This window comes from Sphingobium sp. SG1, from assembly GCF_057063145.1.
The window spans coordinates 39,521-53,542 of sequence record NZ_JBVVOJ010000013.1; the positions used below are offsets into that span (position 1 = coordinate 39,521).

Annotated in this window: 15 protein-coding genes and 1 pseudogene; 4 read left to right on the plus strand and 12 right to left on the minus strand. The window is 64.8% G+C overall.

Annotation, left to right across the window (positions count from 1 at the left end):
• Positions 1-101 precede the first annotated feature (101 nt).
• The gene (locus AC0KVN_RS21370; RefSeq protein WP_004207608.1) at positions 102-557 is read right to left on the minus strand and encodes a universal stress protein; all 456 of its coding nucleotides are present in this window, start codon (positions 555-557) and stop codon (positions 102-104) included.
• 189 nt (positions 558-746) lie between these two features.
• On the opposite strand from AC0KVN_RS21370, the gene AC0KVN_RS21375 reads away from it, so the two are divergent.
• Genes AC0KVN_RS21375 through AC0KVN_RS21390 form a run of 4 tightly spaced genes read left to right on the plus strand, consistent with a single transcriptional unit; the run spans position 747 to position 4,518 of the window.
• Positions 747-2,042, plus strand: a complete 1,296-nt coding sequence (locus AC0KVN_RS21375) for a pyruvate dehydrogenase complex dihydrolipoamide acetyltransferase (RefSeq protein ID WP_435567954.1) — start codon at positions 747-749, stop codon at positions 2,040-2,042.
• Positions 2,042-2,443 carry an acyl-CoA thioesterase gene (locus tag AC0KVN_RS21380; protein WP_004207606.1) on the plus strand — a complete coding sequence of 134 codons (402 nt, stop codon included), beginning with the start codon at positions 2,042-2,044 and terminating at the stop codon, positions 2,441-2,443. Before AC0KVN_RS21375 ends, AC0KVN_RS21380 begins: the two co-directional genes overlap by 1 nt.
• Positions 2,444-2,483: 40 nt before the next feature.
• Entirely contained in the window at positions 2,484-3,899 is a 1,416-nt protein-coding gene (gene lpdA / locus AC0KVN_RS21385; RefSeq protein ID WP_435567953.1) for a dihydrolipoyl dehydrogenase, read from the plus strand.
• On the plus strand, positions 3,877-4,518 hold the full coding sequence (locus tag AC0KVN_RS21390; RefSeq protein WP_435567952.1) for a phosphatase PAP2 family protein: 642 nt from the start codon (positions 3,877-3,879) through the stop codon (positions 4,516-4,518). Before lpdA ends, AC0KVN_RS21390 begins: the two co-directional genes overlap by 23 nt.
• Here AC0KVN_RS21390 and AC0KVN_RS21395 read toward each other — a convergent pair.
• The 11 genes and pseudogenes from AC0KVN_RS21395 to AC0KVN_RS21445 form a co-directional block, all read right to left on the minus strand.
• Positions 4,492-5,936 (minus strand): annotated as a pseudogene (locus AC0KVN_RS21395) (DUF2142 domain-containing protein). The gene AC0KVN_RS21390 and the pseudogene AC0KVN_RS21395 sit on opposite strands and share 27 nt — an antisense overlap.
• 398 nt (positions 5,937-6,334) lie before the next feature.
• Positions 6,335-7,282 carry a hemolysin family protein gene (locus AC0KVN_RS21400; protein WP_017503267.1) on the minus strand — a complete coding sequence of 316 codons (948 nt, stop codon included), beginning with the start codon at positions 7,280-7,282 and terminating at the stop codon, positions 6,335-6,337.
• A gap of 69 nt (positions 7,283-7,351) precedes the next feature.
• The gene (gene ybeY / locus AC0KVN_RS21405; protein ID WP_010336026.1) at positions 7,352-7,861 is read right to left on the minus strand and encodes an rRNA maturation RNase YbeY; all 510 of its coding nucleotides are present in this window, start codon (positions 7,859-7,861) and stop codon (positions 7,352-7,354) included.
• Positions 7,862-7,885: 24 nt separating this feature from the next.
• Entirely contained in the window at positions 7,886-8,887 is a 1,002-nt protein-coding gene (locus AC0KVN_RS21410) for a PhoH family protein (protein WP_010336027.1), read from the minus strand.
• Between the two features lie 101 nt (positions 8,888-8,988).
• The gene (gene miaB, locus AC0KVN_RS21415) at positions 8,989-10,353 is read right to left on the minus strand and encodes a tRNA (N6-isopentenyl adenosine(37)-C2)-methylthiotransferase MiaB (RefSeq protein WP_483656379.1); all 1,365 of its coding nucleotides are present in this window, start codon (positions 10,351-10,353) and stop codon (positions 8,989-8,991) included.
• A 9-nt stretch (positions 10,354-10,362) separates the two neighbouring features.
• Positions 10,363-11,121, minus strand: coding sequence for a lysophospholipid acyltransferase family protein (locus AC0KVN_RS21420; protein WP_435567950.1), 759 nt, complete (start codon positions 11,119-11,121; stop codon positions 10,363-10,365).
• A gap of 4 nt (positions 11,122-11,125) precedes the next feature.
• Positions 11,126-11,548 (minus strand): Fur family transcriptional regulator, encoded by a 423-nt coding sequence (locus AC0KVN_RS21425; RefSeq protein ID WP_004207596.1) that lies wholly within the window; start codon positions 11,546-11,548, stop codon positions 11,126-11,128.
• Positions 11,549-11,674: 126 nt separating this feature from the next.
• Complete coding sequence (locus AC0KVN_RS21430; protein ID WP_069337769.1) at positions 11,675-12,100, minus strand: Ros/MucR family transcriptional regulator; 426 nt, start codon at positions 12,098-12,100, stop codon at positions 11,675-11,677.
• Positions 12,101-12,211: 111 nt separating this feature from the next.
• Positions 12,212-12,694, minus strand: coding sequence for a GNAT family N-acetyltransferase (locus AC0KVN_RS21435; RefSeq protein WP_004207594.1), 483 nt, complete (start codon positions 12,692-12,694; stop codon positions 12,212-12,214).
• Positions 12,691-13,317 (minus strand): tRNA (adenosine(37)-N6)-threonylcarbamoyltransferase complex dimerization subunit type 1 TsaB, encoded by a 627-nt coding sequence (gene tsaB, locus AC0KVN_RS21440; protein ID WP_201450259.1) that lies wholly within the window; start codon positions 13,315-13,317, stop codon positions 12,691-12,693. The genes AC0KVN_RS21435 and tsaB overlap by 4 nt, the downstream gene beginning before the upstream one ends.
• A gap of 88 nt (positions 13,318-13,405) precedes the next feature.
• A complete protein-coding gene (locus tag AC0KVN_RS21445) occupies positions 13,406-13,984 on the minus strand; it encodes a NifU family protein (protein ID WP_435567949.1) in 579 nt (192 codons plus the stop codon).
• Between the last annotated feature and the right edge of the window lie 38 nt (positions 13,985-14,022).

Below are 14,022 nucleotides of genomic sequence, written 5' to 3' on the forward strand. Positions count from 1 at the left end.
GATATTGCCGGCAGCGGCGAGAGGTCTGCGCTTGATGGGGCGCCGCGGACGCACGCGCCGGCACGACGCATTTCGCTGCGGAGAAGCCTTGAGGCTCTGGTTCAACTCAGCCGGTCGATCGCGTCGCTGTCGAGGCCGCCGGGGATGATCATGATCGGGCAGGGCATCTTGCCCGCGTCCGATCCGGTGAAGTGGGATACCAGGGCACCGGGCGGGCCGCTGGCGGCGGCGCCCAGCACGAGGGCGGCGACATCGTCCATTTCCTCCAGCGTCTTGCGCACGACCGCGACGGGATCGCCCTGGCGCACGGTGATGCTGGGGCGGATGCCGGATTCGTCGGTCAGCGTGCCGGCGGCACTGGTCACAAGCGCTTCGGCCCGTTGCAGCGCCTCATCCTCCATCGTCGCCTGGACGCCGCCCCACTGGACGAATTCGGACGGCGGGATGAGGGCCAGGATGCGGATCGTCCCGGCTGTCTTGGCGGCGCGGCGTGCGGCGAAGCGCAGCGCGGTTTCCGCTTCGGGCGATTCGTCCACGACCACCAGATATGTCCGCATTGTTCGATATCCCCGAGAAACAAAAATCGGCCTTGCCGGCCCGTCAAAACTGCCCCGACGAACCAACGAGGTGAAATGTGGGGCATTATGGGCCCTTGCGCAAGGCGTGGCCTTGACCGTTCCGGCCAAAGGGTGAAAACGGGCTCCGAAACGGCGCGTGCCAGATAATCAAGAAGAGGCCCCGAACGCATGAGCAAGACGATCCAGATGCCTGCCCTGTCCCCCACCATGGAGGAGGGCACGCTGGCCAAGTGGCTGGTCAAGGAAGGGGACAAGGTATCGTCCGGCGACCTTCTCGCCGAGATCGAGACCGACAAGGCCACCATGGAATTCGAGGCCGTCGATGAAGGCACCGTCGCCAAGATTCTGGTGTCGGAAGGCGCCGAGGGCGTGAAGGTCGGCACCGTCATCGCGATCATCGCCGAAGAGGGCGAGGATGTCGCCGAAGCGGCCGCCAGCGGTGGCGCTGCCCCCGCGCCCAAGGCTGATGCGGTGCCGGCAAAGGCCGAAGTCGCCGCTCCCGCCGCCAAGGCTGATCCGGTGCCGGCGAAGGCCGCCGCCGCTCCGGCGGAAGGCCGCGTGAAGGCGAGCCCGCTGGCCCGTCGTCTGGCCGAAGCCAAGGGTGTTGATCTGGCCGCTGTCGCCGGTTCGGGTCCCAATGGCCGCATCGTCAAGGCCGACCTGGATGGCGCCGCTGCTGCGCCGGCCAAGGCCGCTGCGCCGGCTGCCGCCCCGGCCGCTGCTGCACCCGCCGCTGCCCCGGCACCGGTGGCCGCCGCCGCGCAGGATTTTGGCATCCCGCACGAAGTCATCAAGCTCAATGGCATGCGCAAGACGATCGCGCGCCGCCTGACCGAGTCCAAGCAGCAGGTGCCGCACATCTACCTGACCGTGGATATTCAGCTCGACAAGCTGCTGAAGCTGCGCGGCGAGCTGAACGCCGGCCTGTCGGGCCGTGGCGTCAAGCTGTCGGTCAATGACCTGCTGATCAAGGCGCTGGGCGTGGCCCTGATGCAGGTGCCCGAGTGTAACGTGCAGTTCGCCGGCGACCAGATGCTGCAGTTCAAGCGCGCCGACATTTCGGTGGCGGTGTCGATCCCCGGTGGCTTGATTACCCCGATCGTCACCGGCGCCGATATCAAGGGCGTGGCTGCGATCTCGAACGAGATGAAGGACCTGGCCGATCGCGCCAAGGCCGGCAAGCTGCAGCCGAGCGAATATCAGGGCGGCACCGCGTCGCTGTCGAACATGGGCATGTTCGGCATCAAGCAGTTCGAAGCCGTCATCAACCCGCCGCAGGGCATGATCATGGCGATCGGCGCGGGCGAGAAGCGTCCCTTCGTGGTCGATGACTCGCTGCAGATCGCGACCGTCATGTCGGCGACCGGCAGCTTCGATCATCGCGCGATCGACGGTGCCGACGGCGCCCGTCTGATGAAGGCCTTCCGCGAACTCATCGAAAATCCGCTGGGCATGCTGGCCTGATGGCGAAGATCGACGAGCAGCCGCCGGAGCATAGCCCGGCGGTGCGCGTCATCGCCATGCCGGCCGATACCAATCCCCATGGGGATATTTTCGGCGGCTGGCTGATGAGCCTGATGGATTCGGCTGCGGGTTCGGTTGCGGCACGCTACAGCCATGGCCGTGCGGTGACGATCGCGGTGGAGGGCATGACCTTCCACCGTCCGGTCATCGTCGGCGATGAGGTGTCGGTGTTCGCGACGCTCAAGTCGGTCGGCCGCACATCGATGAAGATCGATGTCGAGGCGTGGCGCCGTGCCCGTCACGACGATCGATCCTATCGCGTGACCCAGGCGACCTTCACCTTCGTGGCGATCGGTGAGGATCGCCAGCCCCGTTCCGTGCCGCCGCTGCCTGCTCAATAAGGGCGCGGCCTGACCAAGATATCGAATAGCGAGAGAGACCATGGCTGATACCTATGACCTGATCGTCCTCGGCTCCGGCCCGGGCGGCTATGTTGCCGCCATCCGGGCGGCGCAACTGGGCCTCAAGACCGCGATCGTGGAACGCGAAAATCTGGGCGGCATCTGCCTCAACTGGGGCTGCATTCCGACCAAGGCGCTGCTGCGTTCGGCCGAAATCTTCCATTATATGCAGCATGCCAAGGATTATGGCCTGGTTGCCGAGAAGATCAGCGCCGACATCGAGGCGGTGGTGAAGCGCTCGCGCGGCGTCGCCAAGCAACTCAATCAGGGCGTCACGCACCTGATGAAGAAGAACAAGATCACCGTCCACATGGGCGATGGCAAGCTGACCGGAAAGGGCAAGCTGACCGTCACCAAGGACGGCAAGAGCGAAGAACTGACCGCCAAGCATATCATCGTCGCGACCGGCGCCCGCGCCCGCGATCTGCCGCAGCTGAAAGCCGACGGCAAGCGCGTGTGGACCTATCGCCATGCCATGACCCCGCCGGAAATGCCGACCAAGCTGCTGGTCATTGGTTCGGGCGCGATCGGTATCGAGTTCGCCAGCTTCTACAATGACATGGGCGCTGACGTGACCGTGGTCGAGATGATGGACAGGATCGTGCCGGTCGAGGATGCCGATGTCTCGGCCTTCCTCGAAAAGGCGGTCAAGAAGCAGGGCATGACCATCCTGACCGGCGCCAAGATCGAGAAGATCGCCGCGACCGACAAGGCCGTGACCGCGACCATCAAGGACAAGGCCGGCAAGGACATCACCGCCGAATATAGCCATGTCATCGTGGCGATCGGCATCGTCCCTAATGTCGAGAATATCGGCCTGGAAGAAGTCGGCGTCGAGCCCGACCAGCGCTTCCACATCAAGACCGACCCCTATGGCCGCACCAATGTCGACGGCATCTGGGCGATCGGCGACGTCACCGCGCCGCCATGGCTGGCCCACAAGGCGAGCCATGAAGCCGTCACCACGGTCGAGGCGATCGCGCAGGCGCTGGGCAACAAGGATGTCCACCCGCATGCGATGGACGTGCGCAACATTCCGGGTTGCACCTATTGCCACCCGCAGATCGCATCGGTCGGCCTGACCGAAGCCAAGGCCAAGGAAGCGGGCTATGACGTGAAGGTCGGCATGTTCCCCTTCATCGGCAACGGCAAGGCGATCGCGCTGGGCGAGGCCGAGGGCTTCACCAAGACCGTGTTCGATGCCAAGACCGGCGAATTGCTGGGTGCCCACATGATCGGCGCGGAAGTGACCGAGATGATCCAGGGCTATACCATCGGCAAGACGCTGGAGACCACCGAGGCCGAACTGATGCAGACGGTGTTCCCGCACCCGACCATTTCGGAATCGATGCATGAAAGCGTGCTCGCCGCTTATGGGCGTGCGCTCCATATCTGATCGGCAGCAGATGCTGAAAAAGGGCGCGGGGATGTTCATCCTCGCGCTTTTTTGCGTGCTGGGAATCGCGCTGGCGCAGCGCAATGGGCTGCTTGACGATCTGAATATAGGCCTGATGGGCTGGGCCGGGCAGGGGCGCGAGACGGCGCTGGGCGGGCATGTGACCATGGTCATGCGGCTCGCCTCGGCAATCGGCGGCACGGCGATCCGCATCATCCTGTCGCTGGTCGTGCTGGGCGCGCTGGTCTTTACCGGGCGGCGTGCGGCGGCCTCGTGGTTTGCGGGGGTGGAGATTGGCGGCACGCTGCTCAACCTCATCCTCAAGCAGATCTTCGCCGCGCCCCGGCCCGACCTGCTGCCGCATCTCGACATCGTGCATAGCTATAGCTTTCCCAGCGGCCATGCGGCGGGGAACATGATGTTCTTTGGTGCGCTGGCGATGCTGGCCGGGCGGCGCTGGGCCTATGGTGCGGGCGGGGCGATGATCGCACTGATCGGCGTCAGCCGGGTATGGCTGGGCGTGCATTGGCCAAGCGACGTGATGGCCGGATGGATTGAGGGGCTGGGCTGGCTTATGCTGTGCGCGGTCTGGCTACCAGCGCGGCGAGGGCAGCAGTAAGGCCCGGCCGATGCTGCTGTGCGGCGGCATGCCGTCGGCGGTGACGAAGCCATGGACCCAGAAACTGTCCCAGGCGCTGAGCATCGCGATGATGAGCAGGGCCAAGCCCGCGCCGGCGCAGAGAAGGCGAGCGCCGCGCAACGGATTGGCCGGCATCAGCGCCAGCAGCACGAGCGGCAGCAGTGGCAGAAAATAGCGGCCCTGCGTCCCCTGGACATAATCGGCGCCGAGCGGCGTGCCGGTGAGATACATGGCGGTTTCGATCAGCAGCGCGGTTCCGAGCGCGATCGCCAGCCACCATAGCCGCTGGCCGAGGCCGAAGCGCGCGCGCCCGATCCGCTCAGCACCGCGCTGCCCAGCATCAGCAGGGCGAGCGGGTAGGCGAGCAGCGGCAGCAGGATCGCGTTCCAGCCGAAGCGGCCGACGATTTGCAGCGCATAGACTGGTGCCCGCTCGACGATGCTGGAGACGAGGATCCGGCCATAGCCGGCCGGATCGGCCAGGATCACGGCGAGTTGCTGGGCCAGCGGCGCGGTCAGCACGCTCTCCCCGGTCTTGCGCGAGGTGATGTGGTAGAGCGCCTGGCTGCCGCCGTTCGCCTTCATCCAGACAGCGAAGATGACAGCCCCCAGCAGCATCGCGCCGAGGATCAGGGCGTTGCGCGACAGGCTGGCGCGGCTTGGCCAACGCAGTCCGGCGGCCATCAGCGGTAGATAGACGCCCTTGGCCAGCGCCAGTAGCGGCGCGGTGACCAGCGTGGCGGCGGTACTGGCGCGGTCCGGCGCCATGAAGCCGATCCGCAGTGCCAGGGCGAGGCCGAGAAAGCCGAGGCCGTTGATGACCGCATCGGGCGAGAGCGAGCCGATCTGATAGCAGAAGGTCGGCAGCAGCGCGGTGCCGAGCAGCGCCATCCGGCCAAATGGGATGAGGCGCAGCGCGGCGGCGAGCATTAGCAATGCGGTCAGCGCATTGACGATGCGGCCGGCATAGAAGGCGCCGATGCGCGGCAGGCCGAGCGCGTCGCCTATCGCGAGGCCGACGGCGCCAGGGGCATAGAGGGTCGGCGCATAGCTGGCGACATTGGGAAATTCGGCAAAGCGCGTGCCGGGGCGAGCAGCGTCGGCGGACCAGGCCCGGTCGATCATCGCCTTGTCATAGCGGTGGCGTTTGCCGTCCGGTTCGGTCGGGAAATCGACGGCATGAAGATCGACCGCCGCGCGCGGCAGTTCCGCGCCGATCCGGTCGCCCTGGATTTGCGTCACCACATGGCCCTGCGACAGGGCCAGCGCCTTCATATAATGCTGGTTCTCGTCCGGCGCCTGGAAAGGGGGCGTCAGGATCGCGAAGAACAAAGTCGCGAGGCAGACGGCAAGAAACATTATCCGTTCGAGACGCGACCATGGCGGGGCGACCGCCATGTCGGCATAAGGATGGTGCCTGAAAGAAGATCGCTCGCTGCGCATGCTCGCCGTTCGAATGGGTATTGATACGCCCTAGATATGCCCCGTTAACATTTTGCGATGGGAAAGACGAAGGCTGAATGGCAGCGAACTGGATTGTCTCGCTACACTCGCAAGGGCGAAAGGCAGGGAAAGCAACAACCATTTCGAATTTCCCTTCTCCCGTCAGCGGGAGAAGGATATGAAGCCTTGCCGGCAAAGCCGGCTAGGCGAAGTTGGATCAGGGCTGCTTACTTCAGAAACTCCTCACCCTCCCACGCCTTCGACGCGGGGCCCTTCCTCTCCCGTTAACGGGAGAGGAATTGTGTAACATCTGCTCGCTACTGAATATCACTACTATAGCGAAGGCTTTACCCTCAGGCCTCTTCCGCTTCCAGTTCCTGTTCGACCGGCGGGTGGAGTCGCAGGCGGGTGACGCGGCGGCCGTCGCTGGCCAGGATTTCCAGTTTCCAGCCGCTCTGTTCGTGCGGGATGATCTCGCCCGGTTCGGGGACGCGGCCGGCGAGCACGAAGGCGAGACCGCCCAGCGTATCGACATCTTCCTCGATCTCGCCCAGACGCGGGTCGATTTCCTCGGCGACGTCGTCCAGTTCGGCGCGGGCGTCGGCATCCCACATGCCGCCTTCCAACGGCACCAGCATCGCTTCGGGCGCGTCGTCATGCTCGTCCTCGACCTCGCCGACGATTTCCTCGACCAGATCCTCGAAGGTCAGCAGCCCTTCGGTGCCCGAATATTCGTCGAGCACGATGGCCAGATGGGTGCGCTTGGCGCGCATTTCGGCGAGCAGGTCGAGCGCGCCCATGCTTTCGGGCACATAGAGCGGCTGGCGGATCAGCGGCGCCAGGGTGTCGGGCACCGGCGCCTTGCCGGCGAGGATGGCGAAGGCATCGCGGATATGGACCATGCCGACGATCGTATCGAGCGTCTCGCGATAGACCGGGATGCGGCTATGACCGGCCTCGGCGAACAGTTCCGCCAGTTCGGCGAAGCTCGCCTTTTCCTCGATCGCGACGATGTCGGCGCGGGGCAGGGCGACGTCGTCGACTGTATGTTCGGAAAAATGCAGCAGGTTGCGGACCATCTGCCGCTCGATCGCGGACAGATCGCCCTTGGCAGGCGGGGCCGCGCCCTCTTCCTGCTCTTCCTCATCATATTCGTCGAGCGCCTCTTCCAGTTCCTTGCGGAGGCTGGGGGCTTCATTCTCGCCGAACAGGAGCGACTTCAGGCCGCTCCATAAACCGCCCTCGTTACTACTGTCCGCTTCCTTGGAACCGGCGCTATCCTTCGGGCTGCCTTCAGCCATCTTACTTCCTATTCCCCTGTTTCAGAACATTGTCGAAGCCGGTGACAGACCAGATCCGAATAAGCATGATCAACCATTGTCCCGATCCCCATAGGGATCGGCCAGACCAAGGCTGAGAAGCGCGCGGATTTCCAGCGCTTCCATCGCCTCGGCTTCATTGTCGTCCATATGGTCATATCCAAGCAAATGAAAAGTCCCGTGGACGATCAGATGCGTGGCGTGGTCGGCAACCGATATGCCCTTTTCCGCGGCTTCGGCGGCGCAGACCCCCTCGGCCAGCACGATATCGCCCAGCAGAACCTCGCCATCGTCGGTGTTGGCCGTCACCTCCAGCAGGTCTTCCTGCACCATCGGGAAGGACAGGACGTTGGTCGGCTTGTCCTTCTCGCGATAGGCGCGGTTGAGCTGATGCACCTCATCGTCGTCGGTCAGCTTGACCGCGACTTCATAGAGGGTGGAGTCGGTCGCGAAGGCGGCATAGGGACTGTGCGCAATGGCGGCCGAAACCGCCTGTTGCGCGAGAAATTCCCAGTCCGTGCCGGGCCAGCCTTCTTCATGAAGGACAGCGACTTCGATCATAATGTTGAGATCCGTTGTGAAGATTTAGGCATCCGGCCCCTCATAGGCCTGGACGATGCGGCCGACCACCGGATGGCGCACGACGTCGCCAATGCCGAAGGGGACCATGGCGATGCCCTCGACCCCGTCCAGCCGCGCGACCGCGTCGGCCAGGCCCGAAATGCCCGGCTGCGGCAGGTCGACCTGCTTGGGATCGCCGCAGATGACCATGCGGCTGCCTTCGCCAAAGCGGGTCAGGAACATCTTCATCTGGGCGATGGTGGTGTTCTGTGCCTCGTCCAGCACGATGAAGGCATTGGCGAGCGTCCGACCGCGCATGAAGGCGAGCGGCGCGATCTCGATCTCGCCGCTGGCGATCCGCCGTTCGACCTGTTCGGCCGGCAGCGTGTCGTGCAGCGCGTCGTAGATCGGCCGCAGATAGGGATCGACCTTTTCCTTCATGTCGCCGGGCAGGAAGCCGAGCTTCTCGCCCGCCTCGACGGCGGGACGGGAGAGGATCAGGCGATCGACGCTGCCGGTGATGAGCTGGCTGACCGCCTGGGCAACCGCCAGATAGGTCTTGCCGGTGCCTGCCGGGCCAAGCGCGAAGATGATGTCGTTCCGGGTCAGCGCCTCCATATAGGCGACCTGCGTGGCGGAACGGGGGACGATCGTCTTCTTGCGGGTGCGGATCATCACCTTGGGCGGTTCGGCGACGTCATGGCGGATGATGCCATCCAGCGTCGGTTCGGCCGACATGGCGATCACGGCTTCCACCGCGCCATTGTCGATTTCCTGCCCGGCGACGATGCGGTTGTAGAGGCCGGTCATCACGTCACGGGCGCGGGCGGCGGCTTCGGCCTCGCCCTCGATCTGCAGCTTGTTGCCGCGCGCGGCGATATAGACGCCGAGCCGGTTCTCGATCGCGACCAGATTCTGGTCATATTGGCCGAACAGCGCACCCAGAAGATGCGGCTTCTCGAACGTCACTTCCAGGCGCGCGCGCTCGGCAATGTCGGTGCGGGGATGGTGCGGTTTCTTGCCCATTCAAAAGCCTCCCTGGCTCGTCATGCATCTCGTAAGGACCGGCAGGCGCCGTGGGTCGGGGAGATGGCTTCCCGGCTGTGCGGGAATGACGAGGCTTTGGTTCAAGCGGCTTTCCTCCTGCTGATTTCGCCGGCCAGGCTGTTCGGGCCGGCGCTGATGATATCGACATCGACCATGTCGCCAATGCCATATTCGGGCGCGGTGACGTGGACGGATTGCAGCCAGGGCGTCTTGCCGATCAGCTGGCCGGGGTAGCGGCCCTTGCGTTCGAGCAGGATGCTGGTGGTGCGGCCCACCGTGGCGCTGTTGAAATCGACCTGATGGCGGTTGATCGCGGCCTGCAGCCGGGCCAGCCGTTCGTCCATCACCGCCGCCGGGATCTGATGATCCATGTCCGCCGCCGGGGTGCCGGGGCGGGGGCTGTATTTGAAGGAATAGCATTGCGCATAGCGCACCTGGTCGACGATCTTCAGAGTATCTTCGAACTCCGCGTCGGTTTCGCCGGGGAAGCCGACGATGAAATCGCCGGACAGGGCGATGTCCGGCCGGGCCTCGCGCACGCGCTCGATGATGCGCAGATAGCTGTCGACCGTGTGGCTGCGGTTCATGGCCTTGAGGATACGGTCATTGCCCGATTGCACCGGCAGGTGGAGGAAGGGCATCAGCTTGGGCTCGTCGCCATGGGCGGCGATCAGGCCGTCGCTCATGTCATTGGGGTGGCTGGTGGTGTAGCGGATACGCTCCAGCCCGCCCAGCTTCGCCAGTTCGCGGGCCAGGCCGTCCATGCCCTGCATCCGGCCCTTGTCATCCTCGCCGGTCCAGGCGTTGACGTTCTGACCCAGCAGGGTGATCTCGCGCACGCCGCCATCGACCAGCGCCCTGGCCTCGTCCAGAATCGCGGTCCAGCTGCGGCTGATTTCCGCGCCGCGGGTATAGGGCACGACGCAATAGGTGCAGAATTTGTCGCAGCCTTCCATGATCGTCAGGAAGGCGGTCGGCCGGGCCTGCTTGGTGCGGCCGGGCAGGGCGGCGAACTTGGAATTGGCCGGCATGTCGGTGTCGACCGCATCCTCGCCACGCTGCGCCTTGCCGATCAGGTCGGGCAGGCGATGATAGGCCTGCGGGCCGACGACGATGTCGACATTGCGGGCGCGCCGCTGGATCTCGCCACCTTCGGCCTGGGCGACGCAGCCGGCAACGGCGATCATCGGGCGCGTGCCATCCTCGCGGGTCAGGCGGCCAATGTCGGAATAGACCTTGTCCACCGCCTTTTCGCGGATGTGGCAGGTGTTGAGGATGACGAGGTCGGCCTCTGCGCCATCGGCAGCAGCGGTCATGCCGCGCTCGCCCAGCATTTCGGCCATGCGTTCGCCATCATAGACGTTCATCTGGCAGCCGAAGGATTTGACCTGGAAGGTGGCCGGGCCCTTGCCGGCTTTATGTTCGGGGGCGTCGTTACGATTCATGCCGTCCAGCTATACAGGCGCTTGGCCCGAAGAGGAAGGTGGCAGGTGCGCGGCAATGCTCGCGGCGATCCGCTGGTGCGCGGTGGCGGCCAATATCTTGCGATCGGCGCAACTGGCCGGGTCGAACGGCTCCAGGAACCGGATGATGACGGGCAGGCGGCCCTTGCGCTCAAGCTGCCGCTTCGCATTGGCGCCGGCGGGCTCGTCGCCATGCCAGGCGATCTCCGCCGTGGCCGCGCCATAATCGATATGGACCGGCTGGATCATCACCGCGCGCGGCGGCGGCATCAGCACGGCGAGCAGCGAGGGTTTGAAGGGCAGCAGGCCACTGCCGTCGCTGGTCGTGCCTTCCGGAAAAAGCGCGACCGGCTGGTGACCGGCGAGCGCGGCGCGCAGCGCATCGAGCTGGCCCGACAGGCTGCCGCGCTTCTCGCGCGAGACGAACAATGTGTTGTTCTGGGCGGCGAGCCAGCCGATCACCGGCCAGCTGGCAATGCCGTCATGGGCGACGAAGGCTGCGCCGGTGGCGTCGGCCAGCGCGAGAATGTCGATCCAGCTGACATGATTGGCGATCAGGAACATGTCGCTGTCGACCGGGTGACCTTCCAACCGGACGCGGGCGCCGACCGAGCGGGCCGCCATCCCCAGGAAGCGGCGCGGCCAGGGGGATGGACGGCGGATCAGGCGCCACAAGAGGTGCGGGGGCAGGCAGAGCAGCAGGCTGCCCAGCAGGGCGGCGATGCGGCCTGCCCGGCGCAGTGGCGCCAAGGCGTCAGTCCTTGCGGTCGAGGGCGACGCCGTACAGTTCCATGCGATGGTCGACCAGGCGGAAGCCGAGCTTTTCGGCGATCTGCTTCTGTAGCAGTTCCAGTTCGGGATCGACGAATTCGATGACGTTGCCGGTTTCGACGTCGATCAGATGGTCATGATGCGATTCCGGGGCGGCTTCGTAGCGGGCGCGGCCGTCGCCAAAATCGTGGCGCTCCAGAATGCCGGCTTCCTCGAACAGGCGCACGGTGCGGTACACGGTGGCGATCGAGATGCCCGGATCGATGGTGGACGCGCGCTTGTGCAGTTCCTCGACATCGGGGTGATCGGTCGCGTCGCTCAGCACCTGGGCGATGACCCGGCGCTGTTCGGTGATGCGCAGGCCCTTTTCGTGGCAAAGGGCTTCGACGTCGATCTTGCGGTTCATGCGGGGGGCTGGCTCGCTTCAAAAATGGAAAAGTCGGACATTGCCTAGCCGCTTTTGTTCCAACGGAAAAGGGGCGCATCGTCGATGCGCCCCTTTCGCAATAGGTAAATGCCGAAGTTGTGGGGCTTATTTGCTGCCACGGGTCCGGCGGCGCTTGGTGCCCAGGCCGATCTTCTTGGCCAGCGAGCGGCGCTGTTCGGCATAATTGGGGGCGACCATCGGGTAATCGGCCGGCAGGCCCCACTTGGCGCGATAATCTTCGGGGGTCATCTGATAATGGGTCATCAGGTGACGCTTGAGCATCTTCAGCTTCTTACCGTCTTCCAGACAGATGATGTAATCCGGCTTGATCGATGCGCGCACCGAAACAGCCGGTTCCGGCTTGACTTCGGGGGCGGGTGCCGGGGTCGAAAGACCGGTCAGCGCGGCATGAACATTCTGGATCAGGGTTGCGACGTCGGAAACAGCAACACTGTTGTTCGAGACGTGCGCAGCGACAATGTCGGAGGTCAGAGTGACGAGCAGTTCGCTCTGTGCCGATTCGTTTTCCATTTTTCTTGTTTCCTGCAAAGGCTTCTATTGTGCGACCCGCCTGAGGAAATGGATTCAGAGCGGTATATCTTGGCTAGACCCTGTGGCCTGCCTTCGCAAGAGAAGATTGCCTTAAACAAGCATGTCGATGCGAAAACTCAAAGCGTCATGAAGCTTTCCATCATTGCCCCGATAGTAACCGGGGCGACGATGTACATATTCGAAACCAATAGTCTCATAAAGTTTGACCGCCATGTTCGATGCACGGACTTCCAGGTTCATCGACGTGATGCCGCGGCGACGGGCCAGCGTCAGGCTGTGGCCCAGCAGAGACCGGCCGATGCCACGGCCACGCCACAGCGGATCGACCGCCAGCAGCAGCAGTTCGCATTCGTCCAGCACCGAACGGACCAGGGCGAAGCCGAGCGGGGCCGCATCGACATGGGCGACGGTCAGCCAGGTGCCTGGCATGGTCATGACCCCCGACAATTGGGGCAGGGTCCAGGCCTCGCCGAACAGCGGGTCGAAGGCGCGGGTCATCACTTCCATGGCGTCGGCGAGCGCATTGCGCTCGCCCTCGTCATAGGTGTCGAGCGTCAGGCCGGCGGGGATCATGAAGCGGCGCGCTCCGCGATCGTCTTGGCGTCGGCCTCGCGGCCATAGAGCGGGGAGGGGGCAAGCGGCGGAAGCTCCGCGATCAGGCTGTAGCGCGCGGCTTCGGGATAGAGGGCTATTGCGGTGCCGTCGCCGCGTGCGGTGACCAGCGCCTCGGCGCCGGTGCCGTAAAATTGCGCCATGTCGAGCTGGGTCGCGAGCGTGGCGATCGGGGTGGAGGCGGGCTGGGTCGTGGCGGTGCGGCCATCGGCCTCGAACAATTGCCAGAAAAGTTCGCCATGACCGCCGGTGATGGTGACGGCGACCGGGCCGTCCCGATGGTCGAGCGCCGCCATCGCGGCGATCAGCGAAAAGGCGCTATAGCCATGGAGCGGCACCGACCAGGCGAGTGCCAAAGCGCGGGCGGCGGCGATGCCGATGCGCACGCCGGTGAAGCTGCCCGGCCCGACATCGACCGCGATCGCATCGGCGTGCCCGCCATCGGGCAGCGCGGCGATAGCGGGCAGCAGGGCCTCGGCATGGCCGCGGCCGACGATTTCATGAAAATGGCCGATTGGCTGGCCGTCTTCCAGCAGCGCAACGGACAGCGCCTGTGTGGCGGTGTCGATGACCAATATGCGCAAATTCACTCCCCCGAAGCCGCGGTGCCGATATGGATATGGCTGCGGTTAATCGATCCGGGGCGATTTGCCAAATCCGGTCATCGCAGCGTCAGACCGCGCGGACTTCCGTCACTTCCGGCACATAATGTTTGAGCAGCTGCTCGATGCCGTTCTTGAGCGTGGCGGAGGAGGAGGGGCAGCCGGCGCAGGCGCCCTGCATGCGCAGATAGACGGTGCCCTTGTCGAAGCCGCGATAGATGATGTCGCCGCCGTCATTGGCCACGGCCGGGCGTACGCGGGTTTCGATCAAATCCTTGATCTGCTCGACGATCTCGGCATCTTCCGGATCGTCGGTCAAGGCCTCTTCCTCGGCCGGGACGCTGAAGCCTGCGGCGGTGCCGGCGGCGAACAGCGGCATGTTGGCCGAGAAATGGTCGAGCAGGATCGAGAGGATTTCCGGCTTCACGTCGCTCCATTCGGCGCCCGGCGCGATCGTCACCGAAATGAAGTCGGCGCCGAAGAAGACGCCAGTCACGTCACCCAGGCCGAACAGCGCATCGGCCAGCGGCGAGGCTTCCGCCTCTTCGGGGCTGGCGAAGTCGCGGGTTCCTGCAGCGCCCATGACGGCCTGGCCGGGGAGGAATTTGACGGTCGCCGGATTGGGCGTGAGTTCGGTCTCGATCAGCATGGCCGCTATGTGGCGACGTGCGCGCGCGAGATCAAGCG

Excerpts from the sequence above, each read along its gene's own strand:
- AC0KVN_RS21370 (WP_004207608.1), bottom strand. The coding sequence starts at position 557 with ATGCGGACATATCTGGTGGTCGTGGACGAATCGCCCGAAGCGGAAACC.
- AC0KVN_RS21375 (WP_435567954.1), top strand. The coding sequence starts at position 747 with ATGAGCAAGACGATCCAGATGCCTGCCCTGTCCCCCACCATGGAGGAG.
- AC0KVN_RS21380 (WP_004207606.1), top strand. The coding sequence starts at position 2,042 with ATGGCGAAGATCGACGAGCAGCCGCCGGAGCATAGCCCGGCGGTGCGC.
- lpdA (WP_435567953.1), top strand. The coding sequence starts at position 2,484 with ATGGCTGATACCTATGACCTGATCGTCCTCGGCTCCGGCCCGGGCGGC.
- AC0KVN_RS21390 (WP_435567952.1), top strand. The coding sequence starts at position 3,877 with ATGGGCGTGCGCTCCATATCTGATCGGCAGCAGATGCTGAAAAAGGGC.
- AC0KVN_RS21400 (WP_017503267.1), bottom strand. The coding sequence starts at position 7,282 with ATGGCTGAAGGCAGCCCGAAGGATAGCGCCGGTTCCAAGGAAGCGGAC.
- ybeY (WP_010336026.1), bottom strand. The coding sequence starts at position 7,861 with ATGATCGAAGTCGCTGTCCTTCATGAAGAAGGCTGGCCCGGCACGGAC.
- AC0KVN_RS21410 (WP_010336027.1), bottom strand. The coding sequence starts at position 8,887 with ATGGGCAAGAAACCGCACCATCCCCGCACCGACATTGCCGAGCGCGCG.
- miaB (WP_483656379.1), bottom strand. The coding sequence starts at position 10,353 with ATGAATCGTAACGACGCCCCCGAACATAAAGCCGGCAAGGGCCCGGCC.
- AC0KVN_RS21425 (WP_004207596.1), bottom strand. The coding sequence starts at position 11,548 with ATGAACCGCAAGATCGACGTCGAAGCCCTTTGCCACGAAAAGGGCCTG.
- AC0KVN_RS21430 (WP_069337769.1), bottom strand. The coding sequence starts at position 12,100 with ATGGAAAACGAATCGGCACAGAGCGAACTGCTCGTCACTCTGACCTCC.
- AC0KVN_RS21435 (WP_004207594.1), bottom strand. The coding sequence starts at position 12,694 with ATGATCCCCGCCGGCCTGACGCTCGACACCTATGACGAGGGCGAGCGC.
- AC0KVN_RS21445 (WP_435567949.1), bottom strand. The coding sequence starts at position 13,984 with ATGCTGATCGAGACCGAACTCACGCCCAATCCGGCGACCGTCAAATTC.